Origin of the sequence: Polyangium spumosum (assembly GCF_009649845.1) — a bacterium.
Classification (GTDB): Bacteria; Myxococcota_A; Polyangia; order Polyangiales; family Polyangiaceae; genus Polyangium; species Polyangium spumosum.
The window spans coordinates 230,634-246,598 of record NZ_WJIE01000011.1; the positions used below are offsets into that span (position 1 = coordinate 230,634).

Sequence of the window (15,965 nt, forward strand, 5' to 3'; positions counted from 1 at the left end):
GCTCGCTTCCCATGCGAAGCGCTGTGCGCGGCGCGCGGGCGAGGTGGTACAAGGCCCTTCATGGACAAGGCCGAGCGCCGAATGGACAAGGCCGAGCGCCGCCTCGAGCTCCTCCGCGCGGCGCGCGACGTCTTCGCGACGAAGGGTTATCACGCGGCGAAGGTCGACGACATCGTGGCCCGCGCGAGCGTCGCCAAGGGCACGTTTTATCTCTACTTCCCCGACAAGCGCTCCGTCTTCGTCGAGCTCGTCGACGGGCTCTTCTCGCGCCTCGGCTCCGCGATCCTCAAGGTTGACGTGCGCGCCGACATCGAGGCGCAGATCAAGCACAACATCCGCGGCATCGTGGCCGTTCTGCTCGACGATCCCGCGCTCACGCAGCTCCTGCTCTCCTTCGCGCCGGGCCTCGATCCGGCCTTCGCCGCGAAGATCCGCTCCTTCTACGACGGCGTGAAGACGCTCCTGCGCTTGAGCCTCGACGAGGGCCAGCGCCTCGGGATCGTGGCCGAAGGCGACACCTCGATCTTCGCGACCTTCACCATCGGCGCCCTGAAGGAGATCTTCACCGAGAGCACCGATCGCGGCCAGGCCTGGCCCCGCGAGCAGCTCGTCGACCAGCTCTTCGGCCTCCTGCAGCGTGGTTATTTGCGGATCGACCACGCCCTCGAAGCGCCCGCCGAGGCCCCCCCGAAGCCCGCCAAGAGGCCCCGCAAGCGCCGCCCCGCGAGCGCCTAGAGCGCCTCTCCGGCACCGCAGACCGGCCGGTCATGCGCCTCGTCGCGCCGTTCGTCCGGGCATGACTCGCGAGTCAGTTTTTTGCACCCCTGACGTAACGTCAGCGGGCGGCGCGCGGGAGGATGTGGCGGATGAAGTTCAGGAGCGTGCGCCGCCCGAGCTCGGCCTCCTCGATCGTGGCGTGCAGCGCCTCGACCACGAACCCCTCGCTCGCGAGGGTCTCCCAGCGGTGCTCGATGTAGCCGCGCATCACGTCGGCATCGAGCTCGGGGTGGAACTGCACGCCGTAGCAGGTCTCGGTGAAGCGGATGGCGTGGTGGTCCTCGAGGTCGTTCTTCGCGAGCGCGACGGCCCCGCGCGGCAGCCGCACGACCGTGTCCACGTGCGTGACGTTCGCCGAAAAGACGTCGGGGATGCCGTCGAAGATCGGGTCGTCTTCGAGCCTGTGAATGGCCCGCGTGCCGATCTCGCGGCCGCGCGGGTTTCGTTGCACCTCGCCCCCGAGCGCCTGGGCGAGTATTTGGTGTCCAAAACAAATGCCGAATGTCGGCACGCCGAGGCCCACGACGTCGCGCAGGAAGCTCTCCGCGGCGAGCATCCACGGCTCGCGGTCGGGCACGTTCGCCGCCGAGCCCGTGATGACGATCGCCGCGGCCTCCCGCAGGTCCGGCGGCGCGTCCTCGCGGGCGTCGAAGGTCGCATATCCTCCGCTCCAGGCGTCGCCGATGGCGGAGGTGATGAGGTCGGCGAACTCGCCGCGGCGCTCGCGCACCTTGGGGACGGGTTCGCCCGTCTTCATGATGAAGATCTTCCGCGTCGATGGGTCCGAGCTCTCGTCAGGCATCGCTCGGATCATAATCATGAACGCCAAAAAGGTCCCGCCCCGCCGCCGAGCGAGTTATAGGGCCTCCGTATGTCGGCACCCCCCGTGGAGCGTCCCGTCTGGCGCAGATTCCGACCGCGCTGGCTCGCGCGCGCCGCGGCCTGGGTGCGCGCGGGCGGGCACGCGGCGATCGTGAACGAGCGGGACACGGTGGAGGTCCTGCTCGGCCTGGATGAACGGGGAAAGCTCTCCGAGCTCGGGCTCTGGGCCCTGCTCTCCATCGAGCAGCGGCGCTTCCGCCGCGTGAAGACGGGCCCGGCCGAGGGGCTCGCGCTCGTGCGGATCCGGCCGAAGTTCCGGCGCGCCGTGCTCGACTGGTGCGTGCGCGATGCGATGCACGAGGAGCCGCGGCGCCGGGTCCCGTTTGATTGCACGACGTGCGCGGCCTGCTGCCACGACGCCGACGTGCGACTCGACGAGAACGACCTCGCGCGTTTCCGCGCCGCCGGCCGCATCGACCTCACCCGCCGGGCCTACGTCAAGCGGACCCGCGACGGGCGCGTGAGCTTGCGCTTCGCGGAGGACGGCCGATGCCAGTTGCTCGGCTCCGACAAGCTCTGCACGATATACGAGATTCGCCCCGAGAACTGCCGCGCGTTCGTGGCGGGCAGCGAGGCGTGTTTGTCGGCGCGGGAGGAGACGTTGGGGCTCCGGGACGGAGCCCCGTGGGACGAGGACGTCGAGCTGATTCGTTAGGCTCTCGAGCCTGGAATCAACGCTCGGGCAGGTCCTTGTTGAGCATCGCGTTCGCGGTCGTGTCGTCCACGCACGCGAGCGTGTTGTCGTCGTTCAGCGTGCAGCGCTTGAGCTTCGAGTTCGAGTCCGAGCAGCCCCGGCCGAAGCCGGCGAAGCCGCTCGAGCACGTGCCCTCGAGGTAGGTCTGGTAGAGGACGGGCTTGCCGTCCGCCGTCGACATCCAGTGGCCCGCCGTGCGGTAACGGACCTGGTTCGAACATCCCACGCCCGTCAGCAAGCAGAGCGCTGCGCAGGCCCAAAGAAGTTTCTTCATGGTAACCGCGCCTCCTCAGTAAATGCTCTCGGGAAGGACGTTGTCGAGCACCTTGGTCTCCTTGCAATTCGCGGAGCCGGTCTCGGTCACGTCACAAACGGTGACGGAGAAGTTGAAGAGCTGCTTCTTCGTCGCAGGATCGATCTGACCCGTGTTCTGGATGCGCTCCTGGTAGACCTTCTCGGGCCCGAGGAACGTCTGCGACGTCAGGATCTTCGGGGGCGGACCACACGCGACGCCGGCGAGGGCGAGCAGCGCGACGAGCGCGATACGAATCGATTTCATCGTGCTTCTCCTTTCTCAGCGGACGTTCGTCGTCGCGCCACCATAACCGCCCGAAGCCTGCGGGCAGACGACGTCGTTGGTGCCGTCGCAGGACAGCTTGCAGATCAGTTTGTCCCCGGTGTCCTGGCACAGGTAGAACTGGTGCGTCTTCTTCGCGAAGAAGAGGTAGTTCTCGAACTTGTTGACCTCGAGCGCGGTCACGGGGCTCTTCTGGTTGTCCTCGAAGCGCGTGATCGTGCGCGTCACGCAGCCCGTCGCGAGGGCCACGAGGCCGAGGGAGAGGATCGCCATCGGAAAACGAGACATGGTGGCTCCTCTCAATCCTCGTCCTGCAGGACGAGCTGCATGGGTTTGCATCCGGAAAGCGCGCCGTCCGCAGCGACCTGGCACTTGACCACCTGCTGCGAGTTCCCCTGGACGACCAGGAATTTCATCTGGTCACGAGCGCTCGTGATCTGTGTGACGACCTTCGGCGGCGTACATCCGAAGGCGCCCGACAGCACCACCAAGGCGCTCGCGCTGAGTAGCCATTTGCTCATCTTGCTCCACGCTCCTGTGATCCGCGGGAGCCTCCGTGAGGCCCCCCGCCGCGCAGAGAAACTCGCCAACTTTTACGTCCATGTCAACGTTTTCCCAGCGCGCGTGATGCGGCGGGGTGCGTCAGGGCGCGGGCGTGGGCGCAGGCTCGGGCTCGGGCGGCGCGTCGAGCGCGCAACGGAACCCGATCGTGACGTGCGCCGTGTTCGGGACGATGCCGATGCGGTGGCTCGCCCGGATGTGGTTCGCCGCGTCGAGGAAGCTGCCGCCCCGCACGACCCGCATGGGCACGCTGGTCGGGCCGAACGGATCGGCGCCCGCGGGCGGCGGCGACGCGTAACCGTCGGCGACCCACTCGGCCACGTTGCCGCCCATGTCGAAGAGGCCGTCGGGCGTGCGATCGCGGGGCCTTCCGCCCGCGGGGCACGTCGCCACGCCCTCGCTGCCCTCGATGCACTTGCCGTTGCGATCGAAGCAGGCGCGGTTGCACGTCGGCGCACCTTCACCCCAGGGGAAGATCCGAGCCGCCGTGCCACGCGCGGCGAGCTCCCACTCGGCCTCCGTGGGCAAACGGCGCTCGCGGAACGAGCAGTAGGCTACGGCCGCCGCGTGCGTGACGCAGTTGATCGGGTGCTCGGCCGCGTCGCGCGTGTCGTTGCATTTGGGCGTCCACGCCTGCGCGAACTCCTCGGGCTTGACCTTCGCGGCGGGATCTTCCTCCGCGTCGGCCGCCGCCATGAGCTGCGCCGCGCTCTCCGGCGGCAACACGACCTGCTTCGCCGACGGGCATTTGCCGGCCGTGACGCACGCGCGGTACTGCCCCGTCGTCACCTCCATCACGTCGAGGTAAAACCCCTTCGTGAGCGTCACCTCGCGCTGATCCGGGCCCTCGCCGAGCTTGGCCGTGCCGGGCGCGACGAGGACCATGTCCCGCGGCGGCACGAAGGGCGCGGCGGCCGAGGCCGAGGGCATCGCCGATGCGCTCGCGCTCGCGCTGGCGAGGGCCGTCGGCTGCGTCGGGCTCGGCACGGCCGAGGGTCTCCCTTTCACGCTCGCGGTCGCGCTCGCGACGGGTTTGTCCGTGGGCTTGCCCTTCGGCGAGCCCATCGTGAGCAGCGTGTAGCCGAGCGCCCCGCCGCCCACGAGAAGCGCGCCGACGAGCCAGGGCCAGACCGGCTTGTTTTTCCCCTGCGGCATCCCCGTCGCGTCGAGCCCGGTCCGCTCCGTGTTGTCTCGTGTCGGCAGCGGCGTCGCGCTCGGCTGCTTCGGACCCGTCTGCGAGGGCTGCGGCAAGCGCTCGCCGAGCGGCGTCTCCGCCATCGGATCCCGATCCCGCGTGGCGTCGGCGCCGGCCGGCCTCGCGCCCGGCTTCGCGATCGTCGGCGCGGCCTCGGTGGGCCCGAACGGGTCGCTGCTGCGCAGGCCCCCCGCCCCGCTCCTTTGCTCCGTGACCACGCCGAGCTGCTTCTTCTCGGCGAACTCGGCCGTCGAGAGCAGGCTGTCGGCGTGTGCCTCCTGGATCGTCGGCGGCAGCGCCGCGAGTTTGTCCGGGGACGAAACCCGGCTCGCGCCCGCGCCTTCGCCCGTCGCGGCCGCGACGAGCGCGTCCCAGAACGCGCCTGCGTCGGGGTAGCGGTGCTTCGGCTCCACGCTGAGCGCCCGCTCGATCACGCGCTCCACGGCCTCGCTCACCTGCGCGCCGCGCGCGCGAGGCGTCGGCCGCATGCTCGGATCCGCCGCGATGATGTAGAGCTCCGTCGGATCGTCGCCCTCGAGCGCCTTGCGCGCGCTCACGAGCTCCACGAAGATCAACGCGAGCGCGAAGACGTCGGTCCACGGCCCGGTTGCGCCGCGTTGCTTGTTGAACTGCTCGGGCGCGCCGTACCGCGGCGTGAACGCGGTTGGCCCTTGCCTCGTCGCGGCGAGCGCCTCGGTGAAGCTCGCGTGCTCCGTGAGCACCTTGGCGATGCCGAAGTCGAGCACCTTCACGGTGCGCTTGCCGCCGACGTCCGTGACGAAGAGGTTCGCGGGCTTCACGTCGCGGTGCGCGATCTTCTGCGCGTGGGCGACGGCGAGCGCGCGCGCCGCCGGCTCGAGCAGGCCGATCGCCTCGGCCGTGTTCATGCCCCCGCGCGAGCTCTGGCTCTTGATGAGCTCGCCGAGCGTCTCGCCTTCGAGCCACTCGAGCACGAGGTAGGGGACCCACGTGCCGTTCTGCGTGACGAACGCGCCGACGTCGAGCGCCTGCACGATGCCCGACGTGACGCGTGAGAGCCGGTGCAAGAGCCGCCCCTCCTCGCGGAGCTGCTCGAGGAACTGGGCGCGTTGCTTCTCGCCGAGCTCCGCGGGCAGCTTCAAGCACTTGATCGCGATGCTCTCGCCGAAACCGATGTGCTCGCCGCGGTAGACGACGCCGAAGCCGCCGTCGCCGATCACCTGGGTGACGCGGTACTTGCCCTCGATGGTGGTGCCGCAGAGCTGGAAGGGATCGCGGTTCTTTTCGGGCTCCGACATGGGCGGGGCTACTCCCTACCTCGCTCTGCGCCGCGCGTCATTTTTTCCCGCCGACGATGTCGACGATCGCCTGGTAGTCCCCGTCTTCGACGGCCCCCTGGATCAGGCAGGCGAGCTGACCGCTGGGGGCGAAAAGCGCGTGGACGGGCAGGTTGCCCGCGTCCTTGACCCCGAGCGCCGCGGTCCAGCTATCCCGCCCGCCGCCCTCGGGCAGCCAGTAGGAGGCGCGCACGCCCGCCTGGCCTTGCGCCTCCAGGAACCGGGCGAGCTGTCGCTCGTCGTCGTCGAGCGAGACGAACGCGAGGTCGATCATCACCCCGGCGTTGCGCAGCCGGCTCTGGAAGTTCTGGAGCCGGGGCATTTCCTCTTTGCACGGCCCACACCAGGCCGCCCAGAGGTTCACCCAGACCCACTTGCCCACGCCGAACGAAATGTTCGCCGGCAGCGCCGCGGCCCCCGGGGCGGCCGCCGTCTTCAACGCGCCCTTCGGCGCCGGGCGCGCCGTCGTGTCGGCGCAGAGCTTGCGAGGCGCGGCGGGCGTCGCCGGCTTCGTGGACGGCGCGGCCGAGGCGGGGCTCGTCGCGCCCCCGCCATTCGGCGCGGTGACCGCATTGCTACGACCGGTCACGGGCGGCGCGGGTTTCTCCGCCCCTCCATTTTCGCATGCTGCGAGCAGCAGGAGCGGGAGAATCAGAGCTGACAGTCGACCCATGACACGAACGCGCTCCGGTTGATGGCCTCCGCGGCGCAGGGCTTGCCTTTCCGCGAGACGTTCCATTCGCAATAATCCTTGCCGAGCTGGGCGAACTCGTTGCCGAGCCAGAGCAGGCCCACCTGCTTGTCGAGGTCGGGCTCCTTGAACCTGTCGCCGACGTGGAAAAACGCGCTGTTCGCCCGCTTGTGCGAGAGCGACCGGTTGAAGTCCGGCGTGCCCGTCTTCGAGGCGCGGGCGACGATGAAGAAATACCGGGCGCCCTTCCGCTCGACCCAGAGGTCCTCCAGCATCTTCTTGCCGTCCTCGTCGAGCTTCTCCGAGCCGTCGTCGAACATCACGACGCCCCCGCGCTCCTTCAGCGGCGTGAACAGCGCGTTGAAATCGTCGTCGCTGATCGACGCGAGCGTCTTCACGTCCGCCGGCTGGCAGCCCCGCCGCGCCGCCCCGCCCTCGAGCCCACACGCGTGGATCACCCGGGCGAGCACCTCCTTGAACTTGGGCGTGCAATACGAGGCCTCGGCGTCGTTCGCGATCGCCACCGCCGGCTTCACCGACTCCGCGATCCCCGTCTTCAGCCGCTCCGCCGAGGACCGGACCTCCGCGTGCACCCCGGCCGCCGACCCCACGAGCAGCGCGCAGCCCGCCACGATTCCGATGATTCCAGCGTATTTCATCGCATCCCCAGGTTCGGCGCGAGCTTGCGGATGCTGTAGGCGAGGCCGATGTCGCTGTCCTCGTCACAGAGCCGCGTGTCGCCGAGGAAAAGCTGAGGCGTCGAGACCTGCAGCTTGTTGTCCACGATGTAACGGAGCATCTTGTCGAGCCGGAGCTTCGTCTCCTTGGAATCGATACACGCGTCGAGGTGGGACCATTTCTCCCGGATGGCCGAGCGCACGGTGGCGAGGCCCGCCGGTGATTTCGCGCCCTCGAGCAGCCGCTCCTGGTTGTCGTAGGCCCACGCGAGCACGTCCACCGCGCGGTTCTCCCCGCAAAGCACGGCCTTCGAGACCAGGCAGGCCCCCGGGTGCAGCGGGCGGTCGAGCATCCAGTTGCACTCGTTGTCGAGCGGGAAGAGCACGATCGTCGTGTCGAGGCGCTCGAAGATCGCGTCGGCCTCGAGGCGCTGGTGGAACGCCTTGCAGGTCGGGCAAAGTGGATCGACGAAGAGCGTCGCCTGCTGCCTCGCCCCGGCCGGCGTGTGCCGCAGGAGCGCGCTATTGTCCTCGGCGGGCTTCGCGAGCTTGCCGCAGCCGCTGATGTACGAGGCGTAACTCGGCAGCGCGCTCAGGTAGAGCAACGCGGGCGTGATCGTGAAGACCCCGAGCGCCACGAGCCAGGCCGGCACGAGCCAGAGCGAGCCCGTGGGCCGCCCCGCAGCAGGAGCGCCCTCCGCGCCCCCCTCGGCCGCGGGCGCCGCCCCCTTCGCCCGCGCGTCGAGCAGGATCCCGACCCCGGCCACGGCGAGCAGGACGGAGGCGACGTAGATGCCCACGCACGTCTTGCAATATTGCCCGAGCTTCAGCGCCGAGATCGCGAACATCAGGCCCGAGACGACGAGCGGCGTCAGGCTCACGGCGCCGTAGAACTGCGCGGCGCGGCGCGGGGCCGTGGGGCCCGCGAGCAGGAGGTAAAGCGCGTAGGCCGCGAGGAACGCGAAGGCGCCGACCGCGAACAGCGAGATCGGCACGCCGCCCCAGTACCTGTCGCGGAACAGCGCGGAGTACGGGCTGTACATCGCCGCGCGGCAAGCGCTCTCCCCCGCCCCGCCCGCGGCGAGCCCGGGGATGAACGAGCAGTGAATGTCGTGGACCTGGCGGTCGAGGTGCCTCGAATAATCGAGCGTCGACAACCCCCCAAAGACGAGCCCGATCAGCGAGGCGACGAGCGCCAGAGCCGAGGGCCAGCGACGAGCTGCGCTGGTCATGGAAAGGGCTTACGCCGGCAGCCGGGGGCCGTCAAACGGTCTCTGGGGTGGAGCAAAGTAGGCTACGCGACCGAGCGTCTCCGGTTTGCGCAGACGGCCGCGCCGAGCGCCGAGCGGGCGTCCGAAATCCGTCCCGGTTCCGGACGGCACCACCGTTGCGAGGCGGGAGCGTGGAGGCCCACCGGGACCTCGGGGGGGGAACCGGGCTCGTCATGGCCCGGCTTCTCGAGGGTCGAATGGGTCGGAGGAGACGACAACCATGAAGAAGCTCTTTGGTCTGATGGCCGCGGCCGCGCTCACGGCGACGGCCGGATTCGCGATGGCCGAGGGCGGCGCGCAGCAGCAACAAGGCGCCGGCCAGCAGCAGGGCATGCAGCAGTACAAGCAGGGGCAGCCGGCCCAGCAGCAGGCGGGCGTGAGCCGCCAGCAGATGACCGGGAAGATCACGAACATCGACCGGGAGGAAGGCAAGCTGAAGGTCGAGACCCAGCAGCACGGGGAGCTCGAGTTCCGCTTCCCGCCCGCGTCCCTCCAGAACTACAACGAGGGTGATCAGGTGCGGCTCGAGGTCCAGATCCGCAAGGCGCCTGCGCCTGCGCCTGCGCCGCAGCAGCAGCGGTAGCTCCGGATCTCACGCATGTAATGCGGGGGGGCGACGCGCTCGGCGTTGGCTCCCCCTTTTGCCCGTTCAGGGAGGCGGAGCCATGGCATCACGGAGGTTGGCGCAGGGGCTCGTCGTGCTGGCGACGATCGCGGCGGCGAGCGTGGCGGGGGCGCAGGGGCAAGGGCCGGAGGAGCCCACCCTGCTCGATCACGCATTCTTCGGGCTCGACACGGACGGCAATGGGAGGATCGATCGGTCGGAGGCGAGCACGCAGCTCAACATGCTCGTGGGCGCGATCTTCTTCGAGGCCGACAGGGACGCGGACGGCGTGGTCTCGGCCGAGGAGGCGCAAGCGACGACGGCGTCGATGCCGGGGCTGTCCCAGGCGCTCGGCGCGGTGACGGGGCGGATGACGGGCGAGGAGCTCGACGCGCTGGAGGGGCGCATCGGGCTGCAATGGGGCGAGCCGATCACGGCCGGGGAGGCGCGCGAGGCGGCCGACCGCGCCGTCGACGAGCTGTTCGTCCTGATGGATCGTGACGAGGACGGGATGATCTCGCGCAGGGAGCTTCACGAGGGTGTGCGGGCGTTGCTCCCGGACAGGGGGCGACAGACGCGTTGACGCGCGGGGAGGGGCCTTGCTACCACGCGGCGTATGCCCCTTCAGCCGTTCGACGAGGCGTTCCTGGCCGACCTACCGTACGACCCGGAGGTCCTGCTCTTCGACGCGATCGTGGAGCTCGACCCTGCCGAAAAACGTATCGTCTGCCGGATGCCGACGGACAAGCCGCTGCCGTTCACGACCTCGCAACGCGCGCACCCGTTGCGCCACCCGCGGCACGTGGCGGGCGGGACGCTTGTGCACGCGTCGGGGATGCTCGGCTTCATCCATTCGTATTACCTCCACGAAATGCGCCACGCGGCGGGCTGGATCGGCTACGGGACGCACCTCTACCAGGTGGTCTTCCGCAAGCTGGTGCCGCCGGGCGAGCCGATCCTCGCGACGTGTCGCGAGGTGCGCGGGCGGCGAGGGGCGACGAAGCAGTTCGTGCGGTATGCGTTCGAGTTCCGGCACGAAGGGGATGTCTGTTACGAGGGGGAGCAGAGCGCGGTTTGGATGAAGGTGGGGGAGGGGAGTCCGGTCGTGATGGGGGAGGAGGCGGGGGGCTGAGCGGACACGTGTCACCCCGGTCATCTCCACGCCCCGTCGCCGAGCCTCCGACCTCCCCCGAGCCACCCCGAAGCCCTGTCGCCAGGCCTTCGCCGCTCCCCCGAGCCACCCCGAAGCCCTGTCGCCAGGCCTTCCTTGCTCCCCCGAGCCACCCCGAAGCCCTGTCGCCAGGCCTTCGCTGCTCCCCCGAGCCACCTCGAAGCCCTGCCGCTCAGCTTCCGACCTCCCCCGAGCCACCTCGAAGCCCTGTCGCCAGGCCTTCGCCGCTCCCCCGAGCCACCTCGAAGCCCTGCCGGCATGCCTTCCCGCTTGCTGATGACCTCGCTCGCCTGTACCGTGCGCCACGTATGCGACGTTTCAACTTTCTCAACCTCGCCGACCTCAAGCTCGGCCTCGACGACCTGCTCGGCCAGCGCCTCCCGGCGCTCACCCAGTCGTCGCTCGGCAAGAGTTACGTACCCGCGCTCTCCATCAAGAAAAACCTCGTCGACGACCTCCCGCCGGCGCTCACTGGAGGGCGTCCGCTCGCCGAGGAGCTCGAGGAGACCGACGGGGAGTACGATGGCCTCGGCGGGGCCATCTATTTCACGACCGAGGCCTATCTCCGCTTCCCCGGCGCGGATCCGATACTCGTCGCCGCGGCCAAGCGGATTCGCGCCGCCTTCATCCCCGAGCTCGACGAGCTGCGCGACAGCTACGCCGACGAGGCCGCCGCGGCGACGACGCGCGAGGGCAAATTGACCGAGCTCGAGGCCGATCTGAAGCTCTTCCCCACCGCCTACGGCGGCACGCTCCACGATTGGGCCACCGCCTATGTCACCACGGGCAAGAAGCTCTCGACGCTGCTCAGCCAGCGCGCCGACGCCGGGACCGACGGCCGCAAGAGCGCCGGCAAGCTCCGCTCCGAATGTGTCGCCCTGCTCAACCGCGTGCGCGGCGCCGTCGCGGACGACGTGGCCATCTCGCCCGACCTGCCGCGGGACCTCGACGCGCAGGTCTTCGGCTATCTCGACGAGCTCGAGCAGCGGCGCGAGGACGCGAACCGCGCGGCGAAGGCGGCGAAGGCAAAGAAATAGGGCGGCCGCTCGGCCCTATCGCATGAACCGGACCCGGATCGGCGGCGTCACCGCCGCTTTGGGTCTTCCCTCGTCGTCACGCCCGGGCGCGTATCTCCTCAGCATCGCGCATTGCGCCGCGGCCATCCCGAACCCGTGGCCCGGGTCGCTCTTGATTTGCACCCACTCCGCCGCTCCCTCGGCGCTCACGGCGACCGTGAGCACGACGGTGGCCTCGTCGATCTCTGCGGCGTCGGCCGCTTTCGGGAAGGGGCAATCCCACGCATTCGGGGCCGCGGGGGGTGGGCTGCCCAGGGCCAGGGCGCCTGTGCTCGGCTTGACGACGCCGAAGGCGAACCTCTGAATGCCGGATTGCTTCAGGAGAGTCATCACGTGCACGACGTATCGCCACGGGACCCGCGCGTCGGCGTGGATGAGGATCCGGAGATCCGGGGTCTGCTCACGCGCGCGCGTCGCCGCCCTCCGGAACGCGTCGTCCGACGAGATCGGCTTCCCATCGAGCGTCATCGCGCCATTCGCGTCGAGCCCGACATTCGAGACCATGACGACGTCCGCCCACTCCGCGGCCCGCGGCAGGTCGTAGGGGACGGCCGGTACCACCTTCAGCGTCGGCACGGGGAGCGGCTGCACGGGCGGCGTCGGCGCGCTGGCCTGGCACGCGGCGAGGCACGGGAGCAAGAGGAGCAGCGACGTGATTCGCATGGAGACCGTTTGGTTCACGGCGAGAGCTTGATCAAAAACACATCGTCATTGCCGGTGCTCTCGAGAACCTGGGCGCCGATATCGATCTTCCCCTGGAAAGATCCCGCGAAGATCGTGTTCCCCTCCCGGTCGACGGCCACCGCTTCGGACTTCTGCTCCGCGCTGTCCCCGAATGCCTTGGCCCATCGGTAGGTGCCGCCGGCGTCGAGCTTGAGCGCGAAGAGATCGGATTCGCTCGCGCCGAGCTTGCTGTTCAGGAGCGCTTCGCTCCCGGGGACCTGCAGGACGTTGGCAAAACTGCCCGTCACGATCACGTTGTCCGCCGCGTCCACGGCGATTGCCTTTCCTTCCTGCGATCCCACGCTGCCTGCGCGGAAACTCCAGACGTGCGCCCCGTCGGGGACGAACTTCGCGACGAAGAGGTCCGCGTCCGTATTCGCGGAGGTCGAGAGGGGCTCGCCGCCGAAGCTGACGGTGCCGGCCATGTCGCCCGTGAGGAGGATGTTGTTTTTCGAGTCGACGGCGAGTGCGCGGGCGTGTTGCTCGGCGTCCGCCGCGCCGAAGACCTCTTGCCATTGCGGCGCGCCGTCGGGGGCGAACCGGGCGAGCAGAATGGCGCTGCCGCCGACGCTGCCCACCGGGGCGAGTGGTCCGCCGAGGTTCATCGTGCCCGCAAACGAAGTCGTGACGACGATGTTGTCCTCGTGATCCACCACGACACGAGGCAGCGGGGGCGAGCCGTCGCCCGCGTCGCCATCCCCCAGGCGCTTGGCCCAGAGGACATTGCCGTCCACGTCGAGCTTCGCGAGGAAGAGGTCACGGCCGCCGTCCATCGTATTGATGAACTGGCCTTCCGCGAACTGGAGCGTTCCGCTGAAATACCCGGCGAGGACCACGTGCCCCTTCGTATCGACCGCGAGGCCCGTCGCGACCTTCGCCTGCGTGGAGCCGTCCCCGAACCCCTTCGCCCATGACGTCGCTCCTTCGTGATCGAATTTCGCGACGAACACGTCCGCGTAGCCGCTCGTGCTCGGGAGCGTGACGCCGTTCGGGAGCACGAGCTCCCCCTCGAAGCCGCCGGCGAGGAAGACGTGGCGATCGGCGCTCACGGCGGCCGCCTGGACGTGCTGCGCGAGAATGTCACCGGCCCGAAAGGCCCATTGCAATTCACCCACGGGGGTGAATTTGCCGAGGAAGATGTCGGTGAACCCCGCGTGCGTCAGGTCGTCCATGCCGAGCGAAAACGACGATTCGTGTGTCCCCGCGAGGTAGATGGCGTCGTCCGTCGGATCCACGGCGACGGCCGCGCCGCGGTGGTTGTAGACCAGGTCCTTGCCGAATCCCTTCCCCCAGAGGACATCCCCCGTCGCCGCGCCGCCCGATCCGCCCGATCCGCCCGCGCCGCCGCCGCCCGCGCTCGACGAGCTGCTCTGCGTGCTGCCCCCGCCCATGCCCGCGTCCGGGCGCTCAGGGGAGGGGACGGCGTCCGGCGTGAGGCACGCCGAAACGAGGAGGAGGACCGATGCGACCGGAACAAGGAAACGTTTCATCAAAATCGACCCCCGATGGCAGCTCCCGCGACATTCGGACCAAGCAGCGGGACGACGACGGGCCCCTTCGCCGTCCCCCGCGCGGGCGTCTTCGCGCCGATGACGAACCCGGTCACGGCCGCGCCGAGCGCGAGCACGCTCCCGGCGCCGAAGCCCACGAAGAGCCCGAAATTGCGCCGCTTGTGGGCATTGTCGTCCGTCGGATCGTATTCGGAGCGCGGCGGGCACCCGCGCGCGAGGTCGCCTTTGCAGAGGGCCTCCTGCCGCCCCTCGATGTAGGCCTGGTCAATGCGGAACGCCGCCGCCGTCACGCCGAGCGCGACGCTGCCACCCGCCGCGACCCAGGCCCACGCCGGGATACGCCCGCCCCCCAGCGCGTCCGCGTCGCCCTCCGGCACGAGCGTGATGACGACGTCCTCGGTCTTGCCCTCGGTCGCGGTGAAGGACTTGCGGAACGCGCGATGCCCCGGCGCCTGCACGGCGATCGTCTGCGGCCCCGGATCGACGGGAATGACGCTGCCGAGCATGGCCCGCGGGACCTCCTGGCCATTGCGCGTGATGTAAAGGCCGACGGGCGCGTCCGTGACGGTGAGCTTCACGCGCGGCAGCTTCGGCTCGATCTGGGTGATGCCCTCTTTGGCGATCGTCTCGAGCGCGGTTTTTCGCTCGGCGCCGGGCGTCTCCTGATTGAGGACGAGCGCCCGCTTGTACGCGCTCCAGGCCTTGGCGAGTTTGCCTTCGTGCTCGTAACACCTCGCGAGGTTGAGCATCGTGCTCGGCGCGGCATACACCATCAAGCTCGCCTCGAACTTGGCGCAGCCGGCAGCCCAATCGCCCTTCTCCACGAGCTCGCGGGCGCTCTCGAAGAGCGCGAGCGCCGCGGGATCCGGCACCGCAGGCTCGGCCGCGGCCGCCGGGCGAGGCGACACGAATGCCGCGCAGAGGACGGAGAGCAGGCCGAGCCAGGGGGTTGTCCTGGAATGGCTAAAGCGTCTTGAGCTGGTCATACAAGGATGGCTTGGTGGCGGGCTTCGAGGGGGCCTTGCCGGAGGGAGGCTTCGCGCGGGACGAGCCAGAAGGCAGAGCCGAGGGGAGCGCCGACGCCGCCGTCTCGGGCGTGGTCGTGGGCGGCGCGGGAGGCGGCGGCGGCGGCTCGGGCGGCGCCGCATGGGTGCTCGCGGCAGGGGCGATATGCGTGGAGGAGGCGGGCTCGTCCGCGGGCCGCCGGGCGAAGACGATGACGAGCGCCACGCCGAGGAGCAGCGCCGCAATGGCGACGGCGACGAGCAGCCCGAGCTTTTTGTTCGCGTTCGAAGGGGGCTTCGCGGGGACGGGCGCGGCCGGCTTGCCGTCCGGGAGATCCACGCCGAGCGCCGCCGCGAGCGCGGCGATCTGATCGGAAGCACGCTCGAATCGCGCCGCAGGGTCCACCGCGGTCGCCTGGCCGAACCACGCGTCGAACGGCTCGGGCAAGCTCAGGCCGTATCGCTTCGCGCGCCGCGTGGGCAGCTCCTTCGCGCCCTGCATCATCGTCATCAGGAACGCATACACCGTCTCGCTCGTCTTCGACTCCTCCATCCAGTAAGGCTGCCCGACGAGTAATGCATAAGCGATATGCCCGAGCGCATACAGGTCGGAGCGAGGCCCGATCGTGCCGTCCCCCGTGATCTGCTCGGGGGACATGTAGGGCGGCGTGCCGAGGTTGCGCGTGTGCCGGTCCGCGGCCTCGGCCTGCGCGACCATTTTCGCGATGCCAAAATCGAGCACCTTCACGCGCGGCGAGCCGTCGTCGCGGTACGTGACGAACAGGTTCTCGGGCTTGAGATCACGGTGCACGATGCCCGCCGCGTGGGTCTTGTCGAGGGCACGCGCGATCTGCCAGAGGAGCGTGACGAGCTCCGCCGCGGCGTACCTGCCGCGCTCGTGCAAGAGGTTCGCGAGGTCGTCGCCCTGGAGCAGCTCCATCGTGAGGAACGGCGCGCCCGTCTCCGGGTCGACGCCGGCGTCGAAGGTCTCGACGAGGTGATCGCTCACGATCTCCGCGGTGATCGTGGCCTCGAGCTTGAAGCGCTCGCGCATCTCCTCGTTCTGGATGATGCTCGGCAGCATCACCTTGAGCGCGCGCCGCCGCCGCGTCTTCTGGTCGAGGACCTCGTAGACGACGCCCATCGCCCCAGCGTTGATCGTACGCACGATCTGGTAGTGACCGTGGAAAATCGAGCCAGGAAATAGCTCCGTTTTCGGGGAGGCGTTCACGTGG

19 protein-coding genes are annotated in these 15,965 nt (G+C 69.4%); 6 read left to right on the top strand and 13 right to left on the bottom strand.

Annotated features, from left to right (window positions below):
* Nucleotides 1-60: 60 nt before the first annotated feature.
* Complete coding sequence (locus tag GF068_RS31670) at nucleotides 61-735, top strand: TetR/AcrR family transcriptional regulator (protein ID WP_240807670.1); 675 nt, start codon at nucleotides 61-63, stop codon at nucleotides 733-735.
* Between the two features lie 100 nt (nucleotides 736-835).
* On the opposite strand, the gene GF068_RS31675 is transcribed toward GF068_RS31670, so the two are convergent.
* Entirely contained in the window at nucleotides 836-1,579 is a 744-nt protein-coding gene (locus GF068_RS31675) for a glutamine amidotransferase (protein ID WP_153823243.1), read from the bottom strand.
* Between the two features lie 69 nt (nucleotides 1,580-1,648).
* Here GF068_RS31675 and GF068_RS31680 point away from each other — a divergent pair, with 69 nt between their 5' ends.
* On the top strand, nucleotides 1,649-2,314 hold the full coding sequence (locus GF068_RS31680) for a YkgJ family cysteine cluster protein (protein ID WP_153823244.1): 666 nt from the start codon (nucleotides 1,649-1,651) through the stop codon (nucleotides 2,312-2,314).
* A 16-nt stretch (nucleotides 2,315-2,330) separates the two neighbouring features.
* Here the strand turns inward: GF068_RS31680 and GF068_RS31685 are convergent, their stop codons facing one another.
* The 8 genes from GF068_RS31685 to GF068_RS31720 form a co-directional block, all read right to left on the bottom strand.
* On the bottom strand, nucleotides 2,331-2,627 hold the full coding sequence (locus GF068_RS31685) for a hypothetical protein (RefSeq protein WP_153823245.1): 297 nt from the start codon (nucleotides 2,625-2,627) through the stop codon (nucleotides 2,331-2,333).
* Nucleotides 2,628-2,642: 15 nt separating this feature from the next.
* Complete coding sequence (locus tag GF068_RS31690; protein WP_153823246.1) at nucleotides 2,643-2,912, bottom strand: hypothetical protein; 270 nt, start codon at nucleotides 2,910-2,912, stop codon at nucleotides 2,643-2,645.
* A 15-nt stretch (nucleotides 2,913-2,927) separates the two neighbouring features.
* Entirely contained in the window at nucleotides 2,928-3,218 is a 291-nt protein-coding gene (locus tag GF068_RS31695) for a hypothetical protein (protein WP_153823247.1), read from the bottom strand.
* An 11-nt stretch (nucleotides 3,219-3,229) separates the two neighbouring features.
* Nucleotides 3,230-3,451, bottom strand: coding sequence for a hypothetical protein (locus tag GF068_RS31700; protein WP_153823248.1), 222 nt, complete (start codon nucleotides 3,449-3,451; stop codon nucleotides 3,230-3,232).
* Nucleotides 3,452-3,572: 121 nt separating this feature from the next.
* Nucleotides 3,573-5,963: a bifunctional serine/threonine-protein kinase/formylglycine-generating enzyme family protein gene (locus GF068_RS31705; protein WP_153823249.1), complete on the bottom strand. Its 2,391-nt coding sequence runs from the start codon at nucleotides 5,961-5,963 to the stop codon at nucleotides 3,573-3,575.
* A gap of 37 nt (nucleotides 5,964-6,000) precedes the next feature.
* On the bottom strand, nucleotides 6,001-6,591 hold the full coding sequence (locus GF068_RS31710) for a TlpA family protein disulfide reductase (RefSeq protein ID WP_338046650.1): 591 nt from the start codon (nucleotides 6,589-6,591) through the stop codon (nucleotides 6,001-6,003).
* A gap of 62 nt (nucleotides 6,592-6,653) precedes the next feature.
* On the bottom strand, nucleotides 6,654-7,352 hold the full coding sequence (locus GF068_RS31715; RefSeq protein ID WP_153823251.1) for an OmpA family protein: 699 nt from the start codon (nucleotides 7,350-7,352) through the stop codon (nucleotides 6,654-6,656).
* On the bottom strand, nucleotides 7,349-8,602 hold the full coding sequence (locus GF068_RS31720; protein ID WP_153823252.1) for a vitamin K epoxide reductase/DsbA family protein: 1,254 nt from the start codon (nucleotides 8,600-8,602) through the stop codon (nucleotides 7,349-7,351). The genes GF068_RS31715 and GF068_RS31720 overlap by 4 nt, the downstream gene beginning before the upstream one ends.
* 259 nt (nucleotides 8,603-8,861) lie before the next feature.
* On the opposite strand from GF068_RS31720, the gene GF068_RS31725 reads away from it, so the two are divergent.
* From GF068_RS31725 to GF068_RS31740, 4 genes are all read left to right on the top strand, one after another.
* On the top strand, nucleotides 8,862-9,224 hold the full coding sequence (locus GF068_RS31725) for a hypothetical protein (RefSeq protein ID WP_153823253.1): 363 nt from the start codon (nucleotides 8,862-8,864) through the stop codon (nucleotides 9,222-9,224).
* A gap of 82 nt (nucleotides 9,225-9,306) precedes the next feature.
* Nucleotides 9,307-9,828, top strand: a complete 522-nt coding sequence (locus tag GF068_RS31730) for an EF-hand domain-containing protein (RefSeq protein WP_153823254.1) — start codon at nucleotides 9,307-9,309, stop codon at nucleotides 9,826-9,828.
* Nucleotides 9,829-9,861: 33 nt separating this feature from the next.
* The gene (locus GF068_RS31735; protein WP_153823255.1) at nucleotides 9,862-10,377 is read left to right on the top strand and encodes a hypothetical protein; all 516 of its coding nucleotides are present in this window, start codon (nucleotides 9,862-9,864) and stop codon (nucleotides 10,375-10,377) included.
* Nucleotides 10,378-10,724: 347 nt separating this feature from the next.
* Nucleotides 10,725-11,453 carry a hypothetical protein gene (locus GF068_RS31740; protein ID WP_153823256.1) on the top strand — a complete coding sequence of 243 codons (729 nt, stop codon included), beginning with the start codon at nucleotides 10,725-10,727 and terminating at the stop codon, nucleotides 11,451-11,453.
* A 15-nt stretch (nucleotides 11,454-11,468) separates the two neighbouring features.
* On the opposite strand, the gene GF068_RS31745 is transcribed toward GF068_RS31740, so the two are convergent.
* From GF068_RS31745 to GF068_RS31760, 4 genes are read right to left on the bottom strand one after another with little or no spacing between them, the layout of a single operon-like run.
* On the bottom strand, nucleotides 11,469-12,173 hold the full coding sequence (locus tag GF068_RS31745) for a biopolymer transporter ExbD (protein WP_153823257.1): 705 nt from the start codon (nucleotides 12,171-12,173) through the stop codon (nucleotides 11,469-11,471).
* Nucleotides 12,170-13,705 carry an NHL repeat-containing protein gene (locus tag GF068_RS31750; protein WP_153823258.1) on the bottom strand — a complete coding sequence of 512 codons (1,536 nt, stop codon included), beginning with the start codon at nucleotides 13,703-13,705 and terminating at the stop codon, nucleotides 12,170-12,172. The genes GF068_RS31745 and GF068_RS31750 overlap by 4 nt, the downstream gene beginning before the upstream one ends.
* Complete coding sequence (locus GF068_RS31755) at nucleotides 13,705-14,712, bottom strand: hypothetical protein (RefSeq protein ID WP_153823259.1); 1,008 nt, start codon at nucleotides 14,710-14,712, stop codon at nucleotides 13,705-13,707. The genes GF068_RS31750 and GF068_RS31755 overlap by 1 nt, the downstream gene beginning before the upstream one ends.
* Entirely contained in the window at nucleotides 14,690-15,961 is a 1,272-nt protein-coding gene (locus tag GF068_RS31760) for a protein kinase domain-containing protein (RefSeq protein ID WP_170319791.1), read from the bottom strand. Before GF068_RS31760 ends, GF068_RS31755 begins: the two co-directional genes overlap by 23 nt.
* Nucleotides 15,962-15,965: the final 4 nt, after the last annotated feature.

Excerpts from the sequence above, each read along its gene's own strand:
- GF068_RS31720 (WP_153823252.1), bottom strand. The coding sequence starts at position 8,602 with ATGACCAGCGCAGCTCGTCGCTGGCCCTCGGCTCTGGCGCTCGTCGCC.
- GF068_RS31705 (WP_153823249.1), bottom strand. The coding sequence starts at position 5,963 with ATGTCGGAGCCCGAAAAGAACCGCGATCCCTTCCAGCTCTGCGGCACC.
- GF068_RS31725 (WP_153823253.1), top strand. The coding sequence starts at position 8,862 with ATGAAGAAGCTCTTTGGTCTGATGGCCGCGGCCGCGCTCACGGCGACG.
- GF068_RS31700 (WP_153823248.1), bottom strand. The coding sequence starts at position 3,451 with ATGAGCAAATGGCTACTCAGCGCGAGCGCCTTGGTGGTGCTGTCGGGC.
- GF068_RS31675 (WP_153823243.1), bottom strand. The coding sequence starts at position 1,579 with ATGCCTGACGAGAGCTCGGACCCATCGACGCGGAAGATCTTCATCATG.
- GF068_RS31740 (WP_153823256.1), top strand. The coding sequence starts at position 10,725 with ATGCGACGTTTCAACTTTCTCAACCTCGCCGACCTCAAGCTCGGCCTC.
- GF068_RS31695 (WP_153823247.1), bottom strand. The coding sequence starts at position 3,218 with ATGTCTCGTTTTCCGATGGCGATCCTCTCCCTCGGCCTCGTGGCCCTC.
- GF068_RS31750 (WP_153823258.1), bottom strand. The coding sequence starts at position 13,705 with ATGAAACGTTTCCTTGTTCCGGTCGCATCGGTCCTCCTCCTCGTTTCG.
- GF068_RS31670 (WP_240807670.1), top strand. The coding sequence starts at position 61 with ATGGACAAGGCCGAGCGCCGAATGGACAAGGCCGAGCGCCGCCTCGAG.
- GF068_RS31685 (WP_153823245.1), bottom strand. The coding sequence starts at position 2,627 with ATGAAGAAACTTCTTTGGGCCTGCGCAGCGCTCTGCTTGCTGACGGGC.
- GF068_RS31690 (WP_153823246.1), bottom strand. The coding sequence starts at position 2,912 with ATGAAATCGATTCGTATCGCGCTCGTCGCGCTGCTCGCCCTCGCCGGC.
- GF068_RS31730 (WP_153823254.1), top strand. The coding sequence starts at position 9,307 with ATGGCATCACGGAGGTTGGCGCAGGGGCTCGTCGTGCTGGCGACGATC.
- GF068_RS31715 (WP_153823251.1), bottom strand. The coding sequence starts at position 7,352 with ATGAAATACGCTGGAATCATCGGAATCGTGGCGGGCTGCGCGCTGCTC.
- GF068_RS31680 (WP_153823244.1), top strand. The coding sequence starts at position 1,649 with ATGTCGGCACCCCCCGTGGAGCGTCCCGTCTGGCGCAGATTCCGACCG.
- GF068_RS31735 (WP_153823255.1), top strand. The coding sequence starts at position 9,862 with ATGCCCCTTCAGCCGTTCGACGAGGCGTTCCTGGCCGACCTACCGTAC.
- GF068_RS31755 (WP_153823259.1), bottom strand. The coding sequence starts at position 14,712 with ATGACCAGCTCAAGACGCTTTAGCCATTCCAGGACAACCCCCTGGCTC.